Source organism: Rhodococcus koreensis, assembly GCF_017068375.1.
Classification (GTDB): domain Bacteria; phylum Actinomycetota; class Actinomycetes; order Mycobacteriales; family Mycobacteriaceae; genus Rhodococcus_F; species Rhodococcus_F koreensis.
In genome coordinates this window covers 6,697,550-6,718,976 of record NZ_CP070609.1, presented here as the reverse complement: position 1 = coordinate 6,718,976, position 21,427 = coordinate 6,697,550, and the positions used below count along the sequence as shown (strand labels likewise).

The 21,427-nt window shown below is 67.0% G+C and carries 22 protein-coding genes; 5 read left to right on the top strand and 17 right to left on the bottom strand.

What is annotated here, in order from left to right:
• Positions 1-48: 48 nt before the first annotated feature.
• A complete protein-coding gene (gene yczR / locus JWS14_RS30475; protein WP_095861260.1) occupies positions 49-1,533 on the bottom strand; it encodes a MocR-like transcription factor YczR in 1,485 nt (494 codons plus the stop codon).
• Between the two features lie 62 nt (positions 1,534-1,595).
• Between yczR and JWS14_RS30470 the strand changes: the two genes are divergently transcribed.
• Complete coding sequence (locus tag JWS14_RS30470) at positions 1,596-1,808, top strand: hypothetical protein (protein ID WP_241031516.1); 213 nt, start codon at positions 1,596-1,598, stop codon at positions 1,806-1,808.
• 64 nt (positions 1,809-1,872) lie between these two features.
• The gene (locus JWS14_RS30465) at positions 1,873-2,409 is read left to right on the top strand and encodes a methylated-DNA--[protein]-cysteine S-methyltransferase (protein WP_095861261.1); all 537 of its coding nucleotides are present in this window, start codon (positions 1,873-1,875) and stop codon (positions 2,407-2,409) included.
• A gap of 387 nt (positions 2,410-2,796) precedes the next feature.
• On the opposite strand, the gene JWS14_RS30460 is transcribed toward JWS14_RS30465, so the two are convergent.
• Genes JWS14_RS30460 through JWS14_RS30410 form a run of 11 tightly spaced genes read right to left on the bottom strand, consistent with a single transcriptional unit; the run spans position 2,797 to position 15,051 of the window.
• Positions 2,797-3,303: a 2-oxo-4-hydroxy-4-carboxy-5-ureidoimidazoline decarboxylase gene (locus JWS14_RS30460; protein WP_072937343.1), complete on the bottom strand. Its 507-nt coding sequence runs from the start codon at positions 3,301-3,303 to the stop codon at positions 2,797-2,799.
• Positions 3,296-4,594 carry a hypothetical protein gene (locus tag JWS14_RS30455; RefSeq protein WP_095861262.1) on the bottom strand — a complete coding sequence of 433 codons (1,299 nt, stop codon included), beginning with the start codon at positions 4,592-4,594 and terminating at the stop codon, positions 3,296-3,298. Before JWS14_RS30455 ends, JWS14_RS30460 begins: the two co-directional genes overlap by 8 nt.
• A complete protein-coding gene (locus JWS14_RS30450) occupies positions 4,581-6,062 on the bottom strand; it encodes a chlorohydrolase family protein (protein ID WP_095861437.1) in 1,482 nt (493 codons plus the stop codon). Before JWS14_RS30450 ends, JWS14_RS30455 begins: the two co-directional genes overlap by 14 nt.
• A gap of 17 nt (positions 6,063-6,079) precedes the next feature.
• A complete protein-coding gene (locus tag JWS14_RS30445; protein ID WP_241031515.1) occupies positions 6,080-7,510 on the bottom strand; it encodes an amidohydrolase family protein in 1,431 nt (476 codons plus the stop codon).
• 29 nt (positions 7,511-7,539) lie between these two features.
• Complete coding sequence (locus JWS14_RS30440; RefSeq protein ID WP_179377547.1) at positions 7,540-8,520, bottom strand: sugar phosphate isomerase/epimerase family protein; 981 nt, start codon at positions 8,518-8,520, stop codon at positions 7,540-7,542.
• Positions 8,517-9,626 (bottom strand): sugar phosphate isomerase/epimerase family protein, encoded by a 1,110-nt coding sequence (locus JWS14_RS30435; RefSeq protein ID WP_095861265.1) that lies wholly within the window; start codon positions 9,624-9,626, stop codon positions 8,517-8,519. Before JWS14_RS30435 ends, JWS14_RS30440 begins: the two co-directional genes overlap by 4 nt.
• 58 nt (positions 9,627-9,684) lie before the next feature.
• Positions 9,685-10,512, bottom strand: coding sequence for an ATP-binding cassette domain-containing protein (locus tag JWS14_RS30430; RefSeq protein WP_072937349.1), 828 nt, complete (start codon positions 10,510-10,512; stop codon positions 9,685-9,687).
• A complete protein-coding gene (locus JWS14_RS30425) occupies positions 10,512-11,498 on the bottom strand; it encodes an ABC transporter ATP-binding protein (protein WP_072937350.1) in 987 nt (328 codons plus the stop codon). The genes JWS14_RS30430 and JWS14_RS30425 overlap by 1 nt, the downstream gene beginning before the upstream one ends.
• Positions 11,499-11,504: 6 nt before the next feature.
• Positions 11,505-12,401 carry an ABC transporter permease gene (locus tag JWS14_RS30420; RefSeq protein WP_095861266.1) on the bottom strand — a complete coding sequence of 299 codons (897 nt, stop codon included), beginning with the start codon at positions 12,399-12,401 and terminating at the stop codon, positions 11,505-11,507.
• A gap of 5 nt (positions 12,402-12,406) precedes the next feature.
• A complete protein-coding gene (locus tag JWS14_RS30415) occupies positions 12,407-13,468 on the bottom strand; it encodes an ABC transporter permease (protein ID WP_095861267.1) in 1,062 nt (353 codons plus the stop codon).
• A gap of 11 nt (positions 13,469-13,479) precedes the next feature.
• Positions 13,480-15,051 carry an ABC transporter substrate-binding protein gene (locus tag JWS14_RS30410; RefSeq protein WP_072937352.1) on the bottom strand — a complete coding sequence of 524 codons (1,572 nt, stop codon included), beginning with the start codon at positions 15,049-15,051 and terminating at the stop codon, positions 13,480-13,482.
• A gap of 222 nt (positions 15,052-15,273) precedes the next feature.
• On the opposite strand from JWS14_RS30410, the gene JWS14_RS30405 reads away from it, so the two are divergent.
• Entirely contained in the window at positions 15,274-16,008 is a 735-nt protein-coding gene (locus JWS14_RS30405; RefSeq protein WP_241031514.1) for a GntR family transcriptional regulator, read from the top strand.
• Between the two features lie 101 nt (positions 16,009-16,109).
• Here the strand turns inward: JWS14_RS30405 and JWS14_RS30400 are convergent, their stop codons facing one another.
• Entirely contained in the window at positions 16,110-17,399 is a 1,290-nt protein-coding gene (locus JWS14_RS30400; protein ID WP_072937353.1) for an adenylosuccinate synthase, read from the bottom strand.
• A gap of 218 nt (positions 17,400-17,617) precedes the next feature.
• On the opposite strand from JWS14_RS30400, the gene JWS14_RS30395 reads away from it, so the two are divergent.
• Both JWS14_RS30395 and JWS14_RS30390 read left to right on the top strand, forming a co-directional pair.
• A complete protein-coding gene (locus JWS14_RS30395) occupies positions 17,618-18,271 on the top strand; it encodes a hypothetical protein (protein WP_241031698.1) in 654 nt (217 codons plus the stop codon).
• Entirely contained in the window at positions 18,268-19,041 is a 774-nt protein-coding gene (locus tag JWS14_RS30390; RefSeq protein WP_095861269.1) for a site-2 protease family protein, read from the top strand. The genes JWS14_RS30395 and JWS14_RS30390 overlap by 4 nt, the downstream gene beginning before the upstream one ends.
• Positions 19,042-19,080: 39 nt before the next feature.
• Here the strand turns inward: JWS14_RS30390 and JWS14_RS30385 are convergent, their stop codons facing one another.
• From JWS14_RS30385 to JWS14_RS30370, 4 genes are read right to left on the bottom strand one after another with little or no spacing between them, the layout of a single operon-like run.
• A complete protein-coding gene (locus tag JWS14_RS30385) occupies positions 19,081-19,563 on the bottom strand; it encodes a winged helix-turn-helix transcriptional regulator (protein WP_095861270.1) in 483 nt (160 codons plus the stop codon).
• 41 nt (positions 19,564-19,604) lie between these two features.
• Entirely contained in the window at positions 19,605-19,877 is a 273-nt protein-coding gene (locus tag JWS14_RS30380) for a DUF6510 family protein (protein WP_037243613.1), read from the bottom strand.
• Positions 19,878-19,896: 19 nt separating this feature from the next.
• Positions 19,897-20,664: a ferredoxin reductase gene (locus tag JWS14_RS30375; protein WP_095861271.1), complete on the bottom strand. Its 768-nt coding sequence runs from the start codon at positions 20,662-20,664 to the stop codon at positions 19,897-19,899.
• A complete protein-coding gene (locus JWS14_RS30370) occupies positions 20,654-21,253 on the bottom strand; it encodes a molybdopterin-dependent oxidoreductase (protein WP_095861272.1) in 600 nt (199 codons plus the stop codon). The genes JWS14_RS30375 and JWS14_RS30370 overlap by 11 nt, the downstream gene beginning before the upstream one ends.
• Positions 21,254-21,427 lie beyond the last annotated feature (174 nt).

Here is a 21,427-nt window from a genome sequence, read left to right as displayed (position 1 = left end):
CCAGGTGAGTGGCAAAGCGTGCTCGAGCACGCTTTGCCACTCACGTGCTCAGACGACGAGGGACGGTTCCGCGAGCTCACGGTCGACGGCCAGCGTCTCGTACGCCGCCGCGATGCCGTCGACGCCGCGGCGCAACTCGTCGGACGTCCGCGCGTACGGGAGCCGGACGAACCGCTCGAACGCGCCCTCCACCCCGAACCGCGGTCCCGCCGCCAGCAGCACCCCGAAGTTGGGGGCCGTCGCCGCCAGTGCCGTCGAGACCGGCGCGGGCATCCGCAGCCACAGCGACATCCCTCCCGAACCGATGGTCGGGATCCAGTCCGGGAGGCGGTCGGCGAGCGCGTCGAGCATCGCGCCCCGCTGTTCCCGCAGCTCCGCACGGCGACGCGTGAGAACGAGGTCGTCGTCGGACAGCAGATGCGCCGCCGCGAGCTGGTCCATCACCGGTGTCCCCAGATCGACCGCCGCTCGCGCCCCGGCGAGCCGGGTGATCAGCGCCGGATCCGCACGAATCCAGCCGACGCGCAGCCCACCCCAGAACGACTTGGCCGCCGACCCGATCGTCACGACCTCCGACTTCGCCGCTCCCTTGCCGTACGCCGCGACCGGACCCGGTGACGGCTCGTCGAGCCACAGGTCGACCATCGTCTCGTCCACCACCAGGGTCATGCGGGTGTCGCGCGCGATCCGCGCCAGTTCGGCCCGCCCGGACGCGTCCAGGCACAGCCCGGTGGGGTTGTGGAAGTCCGGAATCAGGTACGCCATCCGGGCCGCGGTCTGCCGGGCGGCGCTGCGGATTCCGTCGAGATCCCACGCCCCCGACGCGCCACCTTCCGGCCGCACGGGAACGGGGACCGGACGCGCACCGACCCTGCGGATCGCCTCCAGCGCGTTGGGGTACGTGGGGTGATCGACCAGCACCCGCTCCCCCGGCGCCGTCAGCACGTTGAGGAGCAGCCGCAGCGCGTGCTGGGCACCGGACGTGACCATGATCTGCTCGGGCGAGGTCTCGAGTCCCCGCGCCCGGTAGCGGGCCGCGATCACGTCCCGCAACGCGCCGATGCCCACCGGCTCCATTCCGTGAGTCGGAAGGAACTGCGGAAGTGATTGCAACGCATAGGCGTAGGCCTGTTCGACCGCTTCGGCGGGAGCGGCCATCGCGGCGTAACTGAGGTCGACCACCGCACCGTCGGACCCGGGCTGGTGTGCCCGGAACATCAGCCCGTTCTGCCGCGCCCCGAGCGGCAGCGCGACCGTGCTGCGCGACCCCTGCCTGCTGATGAGATACCCCTCGTCCCGGAGCACCGAATACGACGACGTGATCGTGGTCCGGCTCAACTCCAGCACCGACGCCAGTTCGCGTTCACTCGGCAACGCGACACCCAGCGGGATGCGGCCGTCGTGCACGAGCAGGCGGATGCTCTCGGCCAGTGCCCGGTAGGCGGGTCGCGCCGCCGAGCGGCGGCCACTGTCGTCCTGCCAGTTGCCGAGGTCTCTGGCCAGGGAGCGTGCTCCGAGTACACGAGTCATCATGCAGTCCAGTATCAACCCCTTGGCTATTCAACTCCAAGCCAGTTCTCGCGAAGCTCGGATCCATGACGACACTGATCACGCTCCTGTGCATAGCCCTCCTGGCCGCGTCGGTCGCACATTTCGGCCCCAAAGAGGGAGGTAAAGGTCTATTTCGCCTGGAGCAGTTCCGGATCGGCGCACCCCTCGGCGGCATCTTTCCCGACCAGTCGAGCAGTCCAGAAGATCCGGACTGGCCTGATTCGAGACGTCAGGGCTCCGGCGGCCGCGGCCTCTGATCGAACTTCCGCCGACCGCGGTTCACGGACGGTATGTGTCGGAGGTCGGAGGCATACTGGGCGGGTGACCACAGGAATCGCCCTGTTCGACACCGCCCTCGGCACCTGCGCCATCGCGTGGCGGGCCGCGGGGATCGTGGGTGTGCAATTACCCGAAGGTTCACCCGAATCCACGCGGCAGCGTCTCGAACACTGTTTCCCGGACGCGGTGGAGCACCAGCCTCCTGCGCCCATCCAGCGGGCCATCGACGGAATACGTGAACATCTCGGCGGCGCACTCGACGATCTGCGGTGGATCGACCTCGACTTCGAGGGGGTCCCCGAATTCGACTGCCACGTATACGACATCACCCGCGCGATCGACCCGGGCACCACCCTCACCTACGGCGACATCGCCGCGGAACTCGGCAAGCCGGGCGCCGCGCAGGCCGTCGGTCAAGCGCTGGGCCGCAACCCGCTGCCGGTCGTGATCCCGTGCCACCGAGTCCTCGCCGCCGGCGGTCAGGTGGGCGGCTTCTCCGCCGGTGGCGGCACGCTCACCAAACGTGAACTGCTGGCCCTCGAGCACACTCCCGGTTTCGACGACCCGGTGCTGTTCTGATCGGCTCCTGCATATCGGCGACGAGTTCGCGCGCCATCGCGGCGGCCGCGGCCATCCTGTCCCCGTCGGGAACCCGAAGCGTCCGCACGACCCGCTGATCCGTCCCGCTCACAGCGGCGCATCCCAGCACGAACGCTTGCCCGCCGGCGATGATCGCCCGCTCCACGGCATGGATGAACGCGTCCACCGTCGACCTCGGATCACCCTCGAACACCCAGACACCGAGATCCGTCGCCACCACCGCCACACACCTGCCGGCGTCCGACGGGGCACATCCGAACGCTTCGAGAACGGCGGCCGCTGCGTGGAAGCTGTCGTACCACCGACCGGGAGGTGTCCGAGTGCTCGCTTCGACAGTCGTGATCATCGGCCCGAATGTATCGCAGTTCACCCGTCCTCTTCACACTTCGCGATCAACGTCGCGAGCCTCCCCTCTCCGATTGCCGCCATGTGGCGTTGTGCAACCACCAACTCGTCGGGCCGGCCGTTGGTCACCCTTTCGTCGATATCCGCCAGGATCCGGTCGAGAGTGAGCCCCTTCGCCGCGATGACCACGGGAAAGCCGAACCGAGCGCGATACCGGGACTCCCTCTCACGCAGCACGGCGAGTCTCCCGGCCGAGCTGGCGACGAGTGCACAGTGCTCGGCTGCGGCATGGGCCGAGTCTGGTGGGTCCGAAAGCGGAAGATAGCTCTCCAGTGCCATCGCGACGTCCTCGGACGTCATGGAATTCCACGCTTCCCCGGCCGCAGCAAGCAGGTCCGCACGGTCGACGTAGGGGCGTGCGGACAGCACCGCGGTTGCCCAGGTCCGCGACGGCGTGCAGATCAATAGTTCTTTCTCCAGAGCGGACTCGTCCAGGGCGTTGAGCGTCACGACGGCAATGTCAGGCATGTGCGCTCGCGCGCCGATAGAGTGCGAGGCTTTCCTCCGCCACGCGGGACGCGTCCCCGGCGCTCAACCACCGCGGATAGGACGTCACCGCGGCCACTGCGTCGTCCAGCGAGCTGCGGACGAACGCGATCTCCTCCGCGTCCGCATCGAGTCCGAGCGACTGCAGCAGCACCTCCGCCATCCGAGCAGTGGTCAGGCTGTCCCACACCCACTCCTGCCGACCTCCCACCACTGCGGGGCTCACGCACGACGAGACGGGCGGGAACACGTCCGGTCCCCCGGTGATCGCAGCGATGACGTCACCGGGCATGTGCTTGAGGTGGGCATATCCTCCGACCACCGGCTTGAGGGGCGGCAGGCTCACCGAACTTTCCGACGCCACGAGTTGCGCCAGGGGCGTCAGCTGTTCGACGTGGATCCCCGTGTCGACGCCGTAGAGAACTTCGAGACCGAGAACCACCTCCTCGAGCGCGGCGAAGCCGGCACGGTAGGACATTCCGGACACCGACACGTCCGGGCTCGCGCCTGCCGTCGCGGCCGCGACGGCCGTGGCGGTGCCGAGGCCGAAGTCGTCGTGCACATGCATGGTGATCGGCACGTCCTCGACCAGGCGCTCCCGGAACGTCCGGACGAACAGTTTCATCGCTTCGGGGCCGAGACTGCTGGTCGAGTCCATCAGATCGAGACGCCGCGCACCGAGCGCGACGGCGACGTTGCAGGCTGCCACCAGATCGTCGAAGTCGCGGCGGCCCACGTTGGCGAGCGTGATTGTGGCGTCGCCACCCAGCTCACGCACGTACTCGAAGAACTTCTCGAGATCGCGGTACTGACGTGACCGGGCGGGGGCCGAGGGCGCCGGGACGATGCCCGGCGCGAACGTGCGCACTCCCCATTCGTGCAGTTGATCGACGGTTTCCTTCATGCCGACCTGCTGGTAGTTCTCTCCGTCCGACAGCAGGGTGTCGGCGTACACATTGAGCCGGAATCCGAAGTCCCGGGCGGCGACGGCACGAACGAGCGCCGCTTCGCGCGGCAGCGGTGACGCTCCGCCACCCCAGTTGATGTTGATGCTTTCCTCCCGGATTCCCGCCGCACCGAGCGCCGCCGCGATCCGGACGAATCCGTCCATCGACGTCGTTGCGCCCGCGGTGAAAAGCGTCTTCCGCAGGGTGCTGTCGATCAGCGCGAACGGTGAAGGCCAGTCGAACTGCGCCTGGACGGTGGCGTCGAAGTTGAACGGGCTGACCCAGTGACTGCCTTCGACGAGGTGGGAGCGCTCAGGATTGATCATGCGAATACCTCTTCGGTGTCGTGGTTTTCGTGATGTCGGGGAAGGTCGGAGGGAACAGTTCGGCCGGTGGTCTGCGTCGGTGGTCGCGTTCGCTGTATGCCGCCCTCATGCGTTCGAACAGGGCCTGCGCGCGAGCCTGCAGCCGCGACTGGTCGGCACCGAGGACGACGCCGTCGACCATGACGGTGCGGCCTGCGACCACCGTCCGGCGGACGTCGCGGGCCGATCCGTTCATCGTGAGGGTGCGGAGCGGATCGTCGCGTACCCCCATGGCGAAGTCGGCGAGATCGACCACGATGAAGTCGGCACTCGCTCCGGGCTGCAGGCGGCCCAGATCGGTTCTGCCGAGGGCACGAGCACCGCCGAGCGTCGCCGAACGGAGGTAGTCGGCTGTGGCACCCGCCGCGAGTGACCTGTCGGCAAGTTTGGCGAGATGGGTGCCGTAGTCGATGCCGCGGACGAGGTCCGGGGGGAATGAGTCGGTTCCCAGGGCGATGTGGACACCGGCCGTTCGATACCGGTCGTACGAGTCCAGCACGGCTCCGTACCGAATGGATGTCATCGGGCAATGCACGATGGTGACACCCGCCTCGGCGAGTCGGCGCAGGTCGGCCTGCCGCCCGCCACCGCCCGGCGCGCCGAGATGAATGCCGTGGGGCACCAGCAGACGCGTCGCCAGGAGTCCGGACGCTTCGAGGAGTTCGACGGGGCGCATCCCGTACCACTCGTCGAGCAGCGCCAACTCCACCCCACCCTGCATGCAGTGCAGTCGCACCACGGCGTCGCGGGCAAGCGCCAGCTGTGCGGTCGCTGCCATCAGTTCCCTTGTCAGGGTCTCGATCCTGCAGGGCAGGAGAGCGCCGTGTACGAGATCGCCGCCGTGGTCGGCGGCATAGTCGAGAAAGCGCTCGGCATCTCGGAGCCCGGCTCGGCCTCGTTCCTCGTCGAACAGCACTGTCCGGCGTCCACCGTCGACGACGTTGACGCCGGACCGGTAGGCGGGGCCGAGATATCCACGAATTCCGAGACGCTCCGCGATCCGCGCGACCTCGACCATGTCGTCACAGGTCTCCGCCCAACTGCTGTGGGTCTCGGAGGCGATCGGCATGAAGGTGGTGACGCCGTGCCGAAGAAGCTGCGACAGAGCATATTCGCGGATGACGGCACGCTCGGGTACGTCGAACACGTCGCGCCGCCGCGATCGGAAGTAGTCGGCCGACCACTGATGCCCGAGTGCCAGATCGGGTGTCGCCCAGGAATCGAGCAGCGCGTGATCGATGTCTGCCAGCGCATCGAGGTCGATGAATCCCGGCATGATCAGAGCGTCGCCGCAGTCGATCGTCTCGTCGACCGGGCCGTCCCATCCCCGTCCCGCGTGCAGAATCCGCGCGCCCCGATAGACGATCTCCCCGTCGGAGACGAGAATGTGATCGCCGTCGCGATGGGCCAGGACGTGGGCCGCAGTCATCCTGACCACCGGTTCCGTCATGGCACGGTCACCCCGATCGGCTCGTCGAATTCGCGCCTGTTGCTTCGCCATCCGGGATCGGTGAGGTGGTGCGCCAGGCCGGCACGTTCGACGAGCAGTCGGGCGTGCCGGTCTCCCTCGTCCAGTGCTGCCGTCTCGTCGACGCCGCACACGGTGCGGTCTTCCATGACGACCGTTCCCCCGACGATCACCGTGTGCACGTCGGCTCCGGTCGCCTCGTAGACGAGGCGGTGCACCGGCATCCAGTTGGGTACGAGATGCGGCTTGCGCATGTCGAGAATCGCGAGATCGGCGCGTTTGCCCACTTCGATGGATCCGATGACACCGGACATCCCGAGGACCGCGGCCGCATCGATCGTGATCATCTCGAGCAAACGGCCCGGTGGCAGCAGGTAGGGATCGTCGGCGAGAAGCTGATTGGCGGCCTGCACGGCGCGCGCGGCCTGCAGGAGGTCGAACGGATGCCGCGGCGACGACCCGTCGGTGGTGACCGCAACGGTGATGCCTGCCTGCAGCATCTGAGGAACCGGCGCACGTCCTCCCGGCGCATGCCCCACGGACGTCCCGGTCTCCGCCAGGATCGCGACCTCCTCGGCAGACAAGCCCGTGCAATGTTGCAGGTGGACGTCCGGCCCGAGGAGCGCATACTCCCGGTCCTTCGCCGCGAGCCGCACCATGCCACCGAACGCATCCGAGTGGATGCGGACACCCCAGCGCTCCGCTGCTTCCCTGATCCGGCGCGCCTGGTAGCGATCGCCTTCGGTGAGATTGGTGGCAACGTCGGGTCGCGACGGATGGGACGGATCGACCGAGGGGACGATCGTGAAGGGTGTCAGGAACACAGACGTGAGATCGCCCTCGTAGCCGTCGACCGTCTCGATCACCGATTCCGCGCCGGACAGCATCTCGTCGAATCCGACCTCGCGTCGCCGGGGAACTCCGCCGGACCAGTCCGTGACCGGATGGGGCAGCGGCAAACCCGCCGGCCCGACACACACCACGTCGCGTATTCCGACCTCTCGGTAGGCGCGCGCGTGAGCCAGCGAGATCTCGGGATCGTCACTGCGGGGGCGGGATCCCATGACGCTGACGCCGCACGTCACTCCGGCGCGAACGCGTTCGAGCGCGGACACCAGTCCGTCGTGATACCAGTACTCCGGTGTCGTCGCGTGGAAGTACGCAGGTGTGACGGTTCGCATCCAGAATGTCGGGCTGTCACATCCCAGCGTCTTGATCAGCGAGTGGCCGGCGTGTCCGTGGGCGTCGACGAGCCCGGGAATCACCAGTTTGCCCCGGCAATCGATTCGGCGGACGGACCGATCCGTGACGGAGAGGAGCGCCTCGCTGTCACCGACCACGCTGATGAGGCCACCGTCGATCAGGACGGCGCCGTCGTCGATGATCCGGCGTTCACGGTCCACTGTCACGATCGTGGCTCCGTACAACAACACCGCGCTCATGCCGCCGTCCCGCGCGTCATCGTTGCCAGTTCGGACAGCGCAGCCTGCAGTCGCGGCGCCGTGGCCGTCACCGGAGGCCGGTCGGGCCGCGCCCTGGACGACAGGATCGAGAGTTCTCTCAGCGAGACGTCGCTGTTCTGCAGAAGCCACCGTTCGTCACACACCGGCATCTCGAACTCTCCGCGGTGCAGGTCGACGAGGACCGGCGCGCTGGAGCCTGCGCCGTCGAGGATACGGAAGATCGCTCCCCAGTCGATGTCGCCCTGACCGCCCGGGCACAACCGTCGTGCGAGACCGCGACCGGTGAAGGTGATCCACGCGTCGTCGTAGTGAATCCGGCCGACGTGCGGTGCGAGCCGGGCGGTCGCCAGCTCCGGATCCTCGCCTCTCACCGGCAGATTGACCGGGTCGAGCGCCACCGCCAGATGATCGGAGCCGACGGCGTCGACGAGCGCGAGGATTTCGTGTGACGTGATCTCCTCGTGCGTTTTGACCGCGAGTTTCAGACTCAGGTCGGTGAGCACCGGGGCAAGGTTCCGATACAACTGCGCCGTGGCGTCGAGTTGCTCCGGCCACCCGACCGACGCGTCATAGCGGTCGTCCAGCGTACCCACGACGATCTGGACGTAGTCGGTGTCGAGTTCCCCGATCGCCCTCAACGCCTTGCTCAGTCCCGCAACCAGATCGCCCCGACCCGCCTCGCGGAATCGTGTGGTCCGTTCGGCATGCCCTGCGGATACCATTCCCAGCGCGCAGCTCAGCCGAACACCGAGTGAACGTCCGTAATCGGCGAGTGCCCGGAAGGCGGTCGGATCGAGTGCGGGCGAAATCACGAAAGGCGAAGCGAACTCCACGTGCCGCAGACCGAGACCCGACGCCGTGCGGATGGTCTCCCGCGGGGTCGATTCCTCGCCCAGCGCACGCGCGCACGCACCGAGTTCCCGGACAACCGTGCCGACGCCGTCGCCGATGGTCACCGCGCCGACTCCGCGAGATCGCCTGCCTTCGTGATCGATTCGACGGGAAGATCGTATTCCGCGCACACGCTTCGCACGTGATCCGCACTGGACCTGATGTACGACACCGTCTCCGCATAGCCGTACGGCTGCGCGGCGTAGGCGGCGTTGTCGATCCGTTCGCCCGACCGGAGCTGCCGGTCGTACGACTGCACCATGTCCAGGTACGCCGCCATCTCCTGGACCGTCAGATCGGGATGGCCGTCGAGGAATTCGGGATCGAACGCCTCGATGAGCATCGTCCGCCGGGGACGGGGCAGGTCGTCGAGCGACTCGTCGTTCTCGATCGTCAGATTGAGAGCCGGATTCGCCGCCGCGAGTATCGGCAGAATGCGATGGAAGTCGACGACGCCGGTGCCGCACGGGCGCATCTGGTAGGCGAGACCGCCCTCCGTGTAGGTGATCGCGGCGTCCTTGATGTGCGTCTGACGCACGTACGGCGCCAGCCGTTCGGCCGCCCAGACAGGATGTTCGAGGCGTTGGAGCACGTTCGCGGTGTCGAACACGACCCCCACCACATCCGAGCCGACCGCCTCCACCAGCCGGACGAGTTCGAACGACGTGATCTCCTCGTGTGTTTCCAGGTTGAGGTGGATTCCGAGGTCTCGTGCGATCGGAGCCAGTGTTCCGAGAAAACGCGCCGTTGCGTCCAGCTGTTCCGTCCACGTCACGTCGGTGCGGAAGCGGTCGTATGCCCAGCGGCCGCTGTACACCGACTTGTAGTTCGCGGTGGCCACCCACAGCTCACGGCAATCGATGGCGGCGCACGCTTCCATCATCCGGCGGAAGCCGAGGACGATATCGCCGTCGCCGACGGCGCGCAGCTCCGGCGCCTCCGGGTTCGCATAGGGATTGACCTTGCCCAGACCGGTCTCCAGATACATCCCCAGTTCGTCTGCCTTGGATCGGATGTCGCGCAATTCGCCGGCATCCAGGGCCGGGCTCATATCGAGCACCGTCCGGAAGAACAAGCCGGCCATACCGAGTTCGTCGGCGTGTTCGAGGCTGCTCACGGGACCCCGAGCACGGCTCTCGGGAATCTTGCGTCCGTCTACACCAATTCGCATATCTACCTACTTCCGTCAGGGATGATCGATGAGATGAAAGGCCGGGGCTCGACGGCCCTCACGGCAGAGTCAGGACGCCGCCGGGGATGGTTCGCCCGGCGCGGGCCGCAACCGGGTCCGGGATCGGCACCGCCTCGAGTAGTTCGCGTGTGTATCGGTGACGTGGAGTGGAGAACACCTGTCGGGTGGGCCCTTCCTCCACCACCACGCCGGACCGAAGAACCGCCACCCGAGAACAGAGTTGCTGCACGATCGCGAGATCGTGCGCGATGAACAAGATCGTCACCCCGAGGTCCTCGTGCAGGGACGTCAGCAGATTGATCACCTGTGCCTGTACCGAGACGTCCAGGGCCGATACCGGTTCGTCGCACACGAGCAACCTCGGGCGAAGGATCAGGGCGCGCGCGATGGCGATACGCTGCCGCTGCCCACCGGAGAACGTGGCCGGCAATCGACCCATCGCATCCGGGTCGAGACCCACCTCGATCAGGGTCTGCGCGACCCGCGCACGCCGGTCCGCGCGGGTACGGGCCAGGCGGTGGACGACGAGCCCCTCGCCGACGATCTGCTCCACCGTCATCCGAGGGTTCAGGCTGGCGTACGGGTCCTGCGCGACCAACTGAACGTCGCGACGAAACCGGCGCAGGTCCCCGCCGCGGAGCGCATGGACGTCACGCCCGTCGAAGGTAACGGCCCCGGAGTCGGGTCGCTCGCGCCGGACGATGCACTTGACGAGCGTGGACTTGCCGGAACCCGATTCGCCGACCAGTCCGAACGTCCCGCCCTCGGGCACCGACAGGTATACGTCGTCGAGCGCCTTGCTTCCGCGGGATCCACCGAAAGTCTTGTTCAGAGCTCGGATATCGAGAAGAGGTGTTCCGTTCATCAGTTCCCACTTCCTTGATCGAGATGGCAGGCGCGGCGTCCACCGTCAGCGGTCGCCATCGTCGGTGGGGTTTCGCTCGCGCAGCGCTCCATCGCGACAGGGCATCGTGGGTGGAAGGGACAGCCGGGGGGCCGTAGCGCCGGTGACGGAGGCGCACCCGGAATGGTGGTCATCCTCGGGAGATGAACATCCAGCCTCGGCACCGCGGCCAGCAGTCCTGCGGTGTAGGGGTGCAGAGGGTCCGCGAACAGTGCGCGGACCGGCCGATCCTCCACGATCCGCCCGGAGTACATCACCGCGACACGGTCGGCGAGTCCGGCGACGACCCCGAGGTCGTGCGTGATCAGCAGGAGTCCGAGTCCCCGTTCCCGGGTGACCTCGTCGAGCAGGTTCAGCACCTGCTGTTGCACTCGGACATCGAGCGCCGTCGTCGGTTCGTCGGCGATCAGAATCTCCGGCTCCCCGATGAGGGCCATCGCGAGGACTACACGTTGCCGCATGCCCCCGGAGAATTCGTGCGGATAGGCGCCGAGCCGTTCGTGTGCACGCGCGACCCCGAGTTCGCTCAACACCTCGGCGGCCCGCCGCAGTGCGTCCTTCTTCCTGATCCCGCGTTGCCGCAGTGGCTCACTCACCTGTGCGCCGATCGACTGCAGCGGGTCGAGCGCGCCCATCGGGTCCTGGAACACCATCCCGATGCGACTGCCCCGGATCGTGCTGAGGCGACGTTCGGTCTGCGCGAGGATCTCCGTGTCGCCCAGTCGAATCGAACCGCCGATCGTCAGTGAGCCGTCCAACCGCATCAGTGCGCGTGCCGTCACCGACTTTCCCGAACCCGATTCGCCTACCAGCGCCACGCGCTCGCCCGCCGCAACCGTGAGATCCACGCCGTCCACCAACCGGACGGACGTGTCGCCCGGCTCCGTGTCGATGGTCAGCCCGGAGATCTGGAGGAGTGCGGTGCGCTGAACGATTTCTGTCGTCATGATCGATCACGCTCCTCGTCGTGCGGGGTCGCGCCGCTCGTGCAGCATGTCGCCGAGCAGTCCGAAGGCCGCGGCCGTGATGACGATCGCGATGCCCGGCACGAGCGCAGCCCACCAGGCCGTCGACAGGTAGTCACGCGCGCCGGCGACGGCCGCGCCCCATTCCGCGCTGGGCGGCTGCGCACCGACACCGATGAACGACAGACCCGCGAGCACCAGAACGGTATTGCCGATGTCGCCCGCCCATTTGACGGTCATGACGTCGAGCGAGTTCGGCAGCACGTGCCGTGTCATCAGGCGCCATCGACTGACCCCGAGCACCACCGCACCGTCCACGAACGGCGACGCCATCGTCTCGCGCATCACGCCGCGCAACAGTCGCGCCGTGTACGGCCAGCCGGTGGCGATCATCGCGATCAGTGCGCTGCTCAGGCTCGGACCGAGCGCGGCGGCGATACCCAGTGCCACGACGAGTCCGGGGAGAGCGAACCCGATGTCCGTCACTCGCATGAGGGTTTCGTCCACCCACCGTCCACCGACAGTGGCCATCGTGGCGAGTGCCGTTCCGATCAGCGAGTACGCGGCGACGACCAGAACGGCGGACAGCACCGACGACCGGGCGCCCGCGATCGTGCGCCACAGAACGTCTCGCCCCTGGTCGTCGGTCCCCAGCCAGTGTTCACTGCTCGGAGCGGCGAGGGCGTTCGCGATGTCCGACCGGTAGACGGATTCGGGTGCGACCCACGGACCGACGACGGCGAGCACCACGATCACGGCGACAGCACCGACGACCACGGTGTCGAGCAGTCCCCATCGCGATCGGCGTCGACGACCGCGAATCGAGGCGGATCGCCATCGGCCTGCCAGTGCGGCCACACCGGTGACGTTTGCTGCAATACTCATCGGACTCACTGCACCTTTCCGGGTGTGCGCAGCCGGGGGTCGTGGGCCAGCTGGAGCACGTCCACGACGAAGTTCGCGACGACGACGATCACGCCGACGACGGTGACGGTGCCGATGACTGCGGTGATGTCCTTGCGACTCACCGCATTGGAGAGGTAATCGCCGACCCCGGACAACCCGAACACGGACTCGACGAAGATCGCGGAACCGACAAGCATGCCGATCTCGATGCCGATGATGTTCAGAAGCGGCCCGGTCGCGTTGGGAAGCGCGTGCCGAGTCCACAACCGCAGGGAAGGAACACCTTTCGCTCGGGCAACGGTCATGTGATCGCGGCCCCGAACCCGGAGGAGATCGGCACGGAGAGCCCGGAACATCTGTGCGGCGACGGCGACGGCGAGCACGAACGCGGGCAGCATCAGATGCTGAAACGCATTGCTGAACGCGGCGAAGTCTCCGGCGAGGGCGGTGTCGACGAGTGTCATCCCCGTTCGGTGCGGGACGTCGACGCCCACCGAGAGACGTCCCGAGATCGGCAGGATCTGCAGCCACGAGCCCAGCACCCATTGCAACATCAGCGCGAGCCAGAAACCGGGAAGCCCGAATGCGACGATCGCACCGATGCGGCTGATCTTGTCGAATCCTCCCCGTGATCGCGCCGCCGCGATCGTCGCCATCGGAACCGCGAAGGTTACCGCGAGCATCATTGCGAGAACGACCAATTCGAGCGTTCCGGGCAGTCGCGCGAGAACGTCGTCGAGCACCGGCTGGCGGGTCGAACTCGAGGTGCCCAGATCGCCGTGGAGCATCCGGCCCAGGTAGTCGAAATACTGCACGGCCGCCGGCTTGTCCAGACCCAGCTGACGACGCACCTCTTCCACCTGTTCCGGAGTGGCGCTCTCCCCCGCGGCCACCTGCGCTTCGTCCCCGGGAATCACCTTGGTCATGGCGAAGACGATGGTGGCCAGTCCGACCAGGGTGAGGAGCGCTGCGCCCAGTTTGCGGCCGAGAAACGCCGACGGCGCCGCGAGGCGATGTAGGGCGCGAGGCATGTCGAGTGTCGTCATCGCGTACTCCCTCACGCCACGCGGATCGCGGGAACCCAGACTCCGCTGCCCACGACCGCCGGACCGACACCGGTCACCCTGTTGCTGTGAGCGGTGGTCTGCCCCAGGGTGTACATGTTGACGGCCACCGCGTCGTTGCGAATATCCTCCTGAGCCTGCTTGTATAGGTCACACCGCGCCCCGGCATCGGAGGTTTCGGCCGCGCGGCCGAGCAACGCGTCCACCGTGGGATTGCTGTAGCCGGATTTGTTCGTTCCGACCTGGTCCGACTTGTACGTCTTGACCAGCATCACTCCGGGATCCGGGTACTGCGCGAAGTCGGTGGCGAGCATCATCTGCGGAATCGAGTCGGGCGACTTCAGAGCCGACAGATAGTCCGCGTACGCGATGGGCTCGAGATCCAGCGTGACACCGATCTGCGCGAGGTTGGACTGCAGCAGCGTCGCTTCGCGTTCCTGCTCCTTGAAGACGGGCTGGAATTTCATGGTGAGGGTCAGGTCGGACATCCCGGCGTCGGACAGCAGCTTCTTCGCCTGTTCAAGATCCTGCCCGTAGGCGGGCATCTCCGGCCGGCACGAGAACTGTCCGGGCAGCGGGCCGGTGGCGATGCTGCCGTTGCCACCACGAATCGTCGCGAGGCCACCGGTGTAGTCGTACGCCATCTGGATGGCCTGTCGTACGGCCTTGTTCGCCGTCGGCCCGTTCATCACGTTGAAGAAGATGTTCGCCTGCAGGTTGACCGGCTGACTCTGCACCGTCACGCCGGAGAAGCCGTCCAGCGCCGCGGCGTCGGCGTTGGTGAGCCCGAACGAGACGTCGATGTTGCCGGCCTTCAGTTCCGCACTCTGCGTGGCGCTCTCGTCGATTCGTCGATAGACGAGTGAGACCGGACGCCCCTCGTCGCCCGCCCAGTAGTCGTCGAATCGTGTCAGCGTGTACGTGTCGGCACCGCCCGGGCCGGCCAGGAAGTAGGGCCCGGACCCGGCATCGTGGCCTGCGAGATAGGCCTGGCCCCGGTCGGTCCCCTCGTTGGCTTTCACGAGGGCAGAGTTGAGGATGTAGATCTTCGACAGAGCGCCCAGGAACAGCGAGTTCGGTTCCGTCAGTTCGATCGTCAGGCTCTGCGGGCCGGTGACCGTGGCGCCCCGGTATCCGGTCATCTGACCGGCAATGCCCTGTCCCAGCGCCGCCGTCCGATCGAGCGTGTAGCGGACGTCCTCGGCGGTGACGGGGGCACCGTCGTGGAAGGTCGCCGCGCGCAGGGTCATCTGGATCGATCGCGCATCCGGCGACGGGGCGAACTCGGACGCCAGCTGGCCGACGATCTCGTTGTCGGCGTCGTACGTGACCAGGGTGTCGTACAACGCCTGGTCGACGAAGTTCGTCTGAGCGTAATCGGCGCGGATGGGGTCGAGCGTGGAGATCTGATTCTGGTAGGCCAGGACGACCGGACGGTCGCCCGGTCCCCCACCTGCATCGGTCCTGGCCGCGCTGGTACATGCCACCAAGGAGGAGGTGACTGCCAGGCCGATCAGCGCGTACCCGAAACCCTTGCGAGCAAGTATTTTTCGTTCAGTGGACACGGGAATCCTTCCGAATGGAGAGGGTAGTTCCGAAGCTTTCGACGAAGTGGGCGGCGACCGAATTGCGCCACACTGCGCTGCCGGGCCGGATGTATATGGTCTACCAAGTGCGGAACCCGAGCGCCAAGCGTGGAGCGTTACATTCGGGTTAATCCATTTGACCAGCAGAGTTGCGAAACGCGTCCGGTGGTCGGGTTCAACTTGGTATGCCATGATCGGTTCATGACAGTGAACCTGAACGGCGAGATCGGGGTCACGGAATCCACGACGTCGCCTCTGGGCACGGGCGTGGCCGGCGGACTGTCGGACGTGCCACTCCCGAAGCAGATCTATTCGGTGATTCGTGAGCGCATCATCTCGGGCGCGTACCCACCCGGCAGTCGCCTGCGGGAGCGCGAATTGTCACAGGAGTTCGACGTCTCGAGGGTTCCGCTCCGCGAGGCGTTGCCGCAATTGGAATGGGACGGATTCATTCAGATCCTGCCGCGGCGGGGCGCAGTCGTGACTCAGCTGTCGTTACGCGACATCGAGGAACTGTTCGACGTGCGATTGGCCTTGGAACCGTACGCGGCACGATGCGCGGCCGAGAACGTCGCACGGGGCGCATCCATGGAGGCGCTGCTGTCGACGATGGCGCGCACGGAGGAACTGATCGGAAACGACGAACCCCTCCTGATTCCGGCGGTCAACGCGCGTTTCCACATGGATGTCGTCGAACTGTCCGACAACAAGCTACTCGTGTCGGTGATGAACTCGCTGATGGGCCGGGTCCACTGGTTGTTCCGGCTGACGTGGCATCACAATCCCGCAGTGTCCTGTGCAGCGCACCGGGAACTCGTCGAGGCAATTCGCAGCGGAAACGGAAGACTGGCCGAGGCCAGTGCGTTCGCTCACATCGAGCACGGGCGCAAGCCGACGCTGGAACGCCTCGCGCCGTCCCTGCCCGCAACCCTGTAGGTCGCCGCGCCACCTACACGTTGCCCGACGTCACATCGGTTCGATCTGACGGAACCGGGGTGACATCGGGCAACGGAAAGCGAAACAACGAGACGAGAGGACTACCGCACCACGTCGCGGCGGACGATGGTCTCGTCGCGGCCGGGGCCGACGCCGATGCAGGAGATGTACGCACCCGACAGTTCCTCGAGACGCAGGACGTAGTTCTGCGCGTTCTTCGGAAGCTCCTCGAACGTCCGGGCGTGGGAGATGTCTTCCCACCAGCCGGGCATTTCTTCGTAGATCGGCTTCGCGTGGTGAACGTCGGTCTGCGACATGGGCATCTCGTCGTGCCGCACACCGTCGACGTCGTAGCCGACGCAGATCGGGATGGTGTCGAGGCTGCTGAGCACGTCGAGCTTGGTGAGGAAGTAGTCGGTGATGCCGTTGACACGCGTTGCGTAGCGGGCGATCACGGCGTCGAACCATCCGGTGCGCCGGGCACGGCCGGTGGTGACACCCACCTCGCCGCCGGTCTTGGCGAGGTATTCGCCGTTCTGGTCGAACAATTCGGTCGGGAACGGGCCCGAGCCGACGCGGGTGGTGTACGCCTTGAGAATGCCCAGCACCGTCGTGATCTTGGTGGGTCCGATGCCCGAACCGACCGCTGCGCCACCGGACGTCGGGTTGGACGACGTCACGTACGGGTAGGTGCCGTGGTCGACGTCGAGGAGCGTGCCCTGCGAACCCTCGAGCAGCACCGTCTCGCCGCGCTCGAGCGCCTCGTTGAGCTGCAGACGCGTGTCCGCGATGCGGTGCTTGAAACCGTCGGCCTGCTCGAGCACCTCGTCGACGACCTGTTGCGGGTCGAGGGCCTTGCGGTTGTAGATCTTGACGAGCACCTGGTTCTTGAACTCGAGTGCCGCCTCGACCTTCTGAGTGAGGATCTTCTCGTCCAGCACGTCCTGCACGCGGACGCCGACACGGGCGAGTTTGTCCTGGTAGCACGGCCCGATGCCGCGGCCGGTGGTGCCGATCTTCTTGGCCCCGAGGAAGCGTTCGGTGACCTTGTCGATGGCAACGTGGTACGGCATGATCAGGTGCGCATCGGCCGAGAGCAGCAGGCGGCTGGTGTCCACGCCCCGCTCGTCGAGTCCGGCGAGTTCGGTGAGCAGCACTCCCGGGTCCACCACGACACCGTTTCCGATGACGTTCGTGACTCCCGGAGTGAGGATTCCGGACGGGATGAGATGCAGTGCGAACTTGTCGCCGTTCGGAAGTACCACTGTGTGTCCGGCGTTGTTACCGCCCTGGTAGCGCACCACCCACTGCAGGCGTCCGCCCAGTAGATCGGTCGCTTTGCCCTTGCCCTCGTCGCCCCACTGGGCGCCGATCAGGACGATTGCCGGCATGACGTTGTCTCCTACGGTCGACGTACAGTCGTATCCGACTGCGTGGTCCTGCCGTTCGTAGGCAGTGGCCGGGGGAACAGTCTAGCCGAGGGTGCGGAGAACAGACCCCACAGTACGGCCGGGGAGGCCAACTCGGGCGTGCCACTAGGATGATCCGAAAGGGAAGCTGCGGAAATCGCGGCGGGACATCCGGGCGAGGAGTGGCGTTGACCCCCGTAGTGCTCATTTGCGGCGACGCGCCGCTTCCCCTACCTCTGGGCTCCATTTCCGCCTCGAGCGCACCCCCTGTTCCGGACAAGGACGACTTCGACGAGGTCTTCTCCAAGCTGCAGGTGGTCGCGGATCCGCGACTGATCGTGGTGGGCAGCGACGCCGCCCTCGCCGCCACCCTGACCCGGCTGATGCGCACCGAACGGCTGCACATCGAACTCGCCTACGTCGCGGAGCACCGTTCGGAGGCGACGGAGGCCTACCACCTGTCCGCCGGCGCCCGCGGCGCCCGCACCGCGCTGAAGGGGACGGCCAAACCGGTCCCCCTCATCCGCGACGACGCGGGGATCGCGCTCGTCGGGTGCGCCACCGTCACGGGCCCGGACGGCGGCCCGCTCGTCGGCGAGGCCTACGTCGACGACACCCGGCTGTTCTCGGGGACGACGACGAACATGAACGTCACCCCGACCCCACGGATGCCCGGCCTGCGCGCGTCGGTCGAACCTCGCAGGCGCTGGCTGCCGCGCCGCTGGGTCGAGGGCCGCGCCGTGCAGTTGGGTTCACCCGCCGCGGCCCTCACCCGCGACGGCGTGCCGAACCCTCGCGACGTCAAGCGTTCGACGTTCTACCGCCACGACCAAGAGTGGCTGCTGGTCCGATGAACCTGCCCAGGGCGCGGACCACCGCTGTCCGTCCCAGTCCGGTCTTCCTGCTCGTCGTCGCGGTCGCGGTCGCCGGCGGTGTCCTCGCGTGGCGTGCCGAGCGGGAATCGGCCCTCGGCCACGTCGGGGTGTTCCTGCTGGTGGTCGCGGGATGGGTGGTGACGCTCTGCCTGCACGAGTTCGCGCACGCGTACACGGCGTGGCGGCACGGCGACACCGACGTCGAGGTGCGCGGCTACCTCACGCTCAACCCGGTGAAATACAGCCACCCACTGCTGTCGATCGGCCTGCCGGTGCTGTTCATCGCGCTCGGCGGGATCGGCTTGCCCGGCGGTGCGGTGTACCTGCGCACCGGGCTGTTTCCGCAGAAGGTGCAGGCACGGGTGTCACTCGCCGGACCCGCCGTGAATCTGGTGTCGGCGATCGTCCTCCTCGTGGCGATCCGCTGGTTCGGGCTCGGCGGCGACCACCTGGTGTTCTGGACGGGCCTGAGCTTTCTCGCATTCCTGCAGGTGATGGCGACCGTCCTCAACCTCCTGCCGGTCCCCGGACTCGACGGGTACGCCGCACTCGAGCCGTTCCTGCCGCCCCGCACCCGCAGGTCCGTCGACCAGTTCAAACCGTACGGACTGCTGATCCTCGTGGCGCTGCTGTTCGTGCCGTCGATCAACGTGGTGTTCTTCGACCTCATCTACCGGCTGTTCGAACTGTCCGGGGTGCCGGAGATCTACGCGCAGTACGGCAACCGTCTGATGCGCTTCTGGCTCTGACCCGTGAGTACTTGTTAACCGCCCGCGGTTGAGAAGTACTCACGGGCGGGGACGCATGGGGGTCAGCCGCAGTTCCGCCAGTGGCACCTCCCGGCCCGGACTGCGGACCTCGACGCGGACGGGTTCGCCGGTGGCGTCGTCCCGCAGTCCGATCGGCGGTCCGTACCCGCCCTGAAGGTATTTGTCGCCCCACTGCATCAGCGCGAGCACGGCAGGCAGGAGGTCGTGGCCCTTCTCGGTGAGCACGTACTCGTAGCGGGTGCGCTGCCCGGGCTCTTTGTAGGGTTGCCGCTCGAACAGGCCCTCGGCGGTCAACTCGCGCAGCCGAGACGCCGCCACGGCCTCGGTGATCCCGACCCGTTTCGCGAAGTCGTCGAATCGCGTGGTGCCGTAGTAGGCCTCGCGCAGGATCAGGACGGCCGACCGTGTGCCGATCACGTCCATCGCCTTGCCGATCGAGCAGTGCGTGGCCCGCCAGGTGTCGCGGTCTGCGAGAAAGCCGTCCAACCGTGCCGCGTCCATGCACTTCAGCGTAGCTGACTTTCGATTTCCATAGTCAGTGCTCACAATCGCCAGGACAGGTGCGACAGCCCGCTGGCGTCGAGTTCGAGCCCACGCGGCGTCGACACCAGCCGCAGCAGCACCTCCTGGCACCCCGGGCACCGCACGACGACGCCGGGCGCTCGCGTATAGACGTGCACGGCCGCCATCGGTCCGTCGAGACCGCAGAACCGGCACTGCCCGGTCGCCGCGGTCAGGTCGTGAACGAAGATTTCCGCGAACGGCCCGCCGAGAACGTTCCCGTCCTCGAAGTCGTTGCCCTGCAACGTACTCATCGACAAATCCTTCCTCCGGTCACGGCCCCGAGGGACCGAACCGCTCGGTCTTGATGTCGTCCGGCGAATGCCCGAGCGAGAGCAGCAGGCGAGCCGCCTCCTCGACGAATCCGGTGGGCCCGCACACGAAGCAGCGGGGCGCGAAGTCCGCCGGCCATCCCCATGCCGCGAGGTCGGCGGCAGTGATCCGACCCGCCGGGCGCCGCGGCGAGTCCTCGCGGGTGTGGAGGACGAACGTCTCGACTCCCCCGTCGCCGATCCCGGGCCGGTTCAGCTCGTCCGCGAACAATTCGTCGGCCCGCGTCCGGAGTGAGTACACGAGCCGGAACGGCGTGCGGTCGTGGCGGAACCGGCGCTCGCGAATCATCGACATCAGTGGGACCATGCCCGACCCACCCGCGACGAGAAGCACCGGCGCGCCGCCACCCTCGCGCGGCGACCACACGAACCAGCCACCGATCGGCCCCCGCACCTCGATCAGATTTCCGGCGTCGAACACGTCGGTCAGATAGGGAGACACCTCGCCGTCCGCCACCCGCTGGACGACCAGCTGGATTCGCCACCCGCCCACGGATCGCTCGACCGGCGCCGCCAGCGAGTAGCTCCGCTCGGTGGTGTACCCGTCGGGGCCGGTGAGGCGGAGATCTACGTGTTGTCCGGCGCGATGCCCCGGCCAGTCCGAGACCTCGAGGACCAGGGTCCGCGCACTCGCCGTCTCGGGCCACGAATCGACGAGTTCCGCTACTCGCCAGCTGAGCACGGCGCGGCCCATGAGCTCACTGGTCACCCTGGTACCTCTGCTCCCGCCACGGGTCGCCGCGATCGTGGTACCCGAGCTGTTCCCAGAAGCCCGGGACGTCCTGAGTGACGAGCTGGATCGACCGCACCCACTTGGCGGACTTCCAGAGGTAGAGATGCGGCACGAGCAGTCGGGCCGGACCGCCGTGCACCGGCGCGAGCGGCGCGCCCTCGTAGGTGTGCACGATCCAGGCCTTGCCACCCAGGACGTCCGAGACGGGGAGGTTCGTGGTGTAGCCGCCGTCGCATCCGACGAGGACGAATCCCGCGGACGTCTCGACGTCCGCGAACAGTGTGTCGACGGACACGCCCTTCCAGGAGGTTCCGAACTTCGACCATCGCGTGACGCAGTGAAGGTCGACCGTCGGCCACTCCTGCGGCAGCTTCATGAATTCGGCCCACGACCACTCGCGGCTGCGGCCGGTCTCGTCGGCCACCGACAGCGTCCATGTGTCGGTCGGGACGCGGGGCGTCGGTCCGGCCGAGAGGACCGGAAAGTCTCCCACCTCGTACTGGCCGGGCGGGAGAGCATGCTCGCTGCGGGGTCTGCCGTGGAAGCCGGGGGTGAGAACAGCCATGCCCCACGCTAGGACTGCGACGTGATCTTCGCAGCGCAAACCGACGATCCGAGGCGTCTGTCACACCTAACTTGCCAAAACCATAGTCAGGTGTACATTGCTGACTATAGATATCAATAGTCAGGTGGGGAAACCCCTGTGAGTACTTATTAACCGCCCGCGGTTAACAAGTAC

Bases quoted from the DNA above. Each gene is read 5' to 3' on its own strand.
- yczR (WP_095861260.1), bottom strand. From the start codon at position 1,533: ATGATGACTCGTGTACTCGGAGCACGCTCCCTGGCCAGAGACCTCGGC.
- JWS14_RS30470 (WP_241031516.1), top strand. From the start codon at position 1,596: ATGACGACACTGATCACGCTCCTGTGCATAGCCCTCCTGGCCGCGTCG.
- JWS14_RS30460 (WP_072937343.1), bottom strand. From the start codon at position 3,303: ATGCCTGACATTGCCGTCGTGACGCTCAACGCCCTGGACGAGTCCGCT.
- JWS14_RS30455 (WP_095861262.1), bottom strand. From the start codon at position 4,594: ATGATCAATCCTGAGCGCTCCCACCTCGTCGAAGGCAGTCACTGGGTC.
- JWS14_RS30450 (WP_095861437.1), bottom strand. From the start codon at position 6,062: ATGACTGCGGCCCACGTCCTGGCCCATCGCGACGGCGATCACATTCTC.
- JWS14_RS30435 (WP_095861265.1), bottom strand. From the start codon at position 9,626: ATGCGAATTGGTGTAGACGGACGCAAGATTCCCGAGAGCCGTGCTCGG.
- JWS14_RS30430 (WP_072937349.1), bottom strand. From the start codon at position 10,512: ATGAACGGAACACCTCTTCTCGATATCCGAGCTCTGAACAAGACTTTC.
- JWS14_RS30425 (WP_072937350.1), bottom strand. From the start codon at position 11,498: ATGACGACAGAAATCGTTCAGCGCACCGCACTCCTCCAGATCTCCGGG.
- JWS14_RS30420 (WP_095861266.1), bottom strand. From the start codon at position 12,401: ATGAGTATTGCAGCAAACGTCACCGGTGTGGCCGCACTGGCAGGCCGA.
- JWS14_RS30415 (WP_095861267.1), bottom strand. From the start codon at position 13,468: ATGACGACACTCGACATGCCTCGCGCCCTACATCGCCTCGCGGCGCCG.
- JWS14_RS30405 (WP_241031514.1), top strand. From the start codon at position 15,274: ATGACAGTGAACCTGAACGGCGAGATCGGGGTCACGGAATCCACGACG.
- JWS14_RS30400 (WP_072937353.1), bottom strand. From the start codon at position 17,399: ATGCCGGCAATCGTCCTGATCGGCGCCCAGTGGGGCGACGAGGGCAAG.
- JWS14_RS30390 (WP_095861269.1), top strand. From the start codon at position 18,268: ATGAACCTGCCCAGGGCGCGGACCACCGCTGTCCGTCCCAGTCCGGTC.
- JWS14_RS30385 (WP_095861270.1), bottom strand. From the start codon at position 19,563: ATGGACGCGGCACGGTTGGACGGCTTTCTCGCAGACCGCGACACCTGG.
- JWS14_RS30380 (WP_037243613.1), bottom strand. From the start codon at position 19,877: ATGAGTACGTTGCAGGGCAACGACTTCGAGGACGGGAACGTTCTCGGC.
- JWS14_RS30370 (WP_095861272.1), bottom strand. From the start codon at position 21,253: ATGGCTGTTCTCACCCCCGGCTTCCACGGCAGACCCCGCAGCGAGCAT.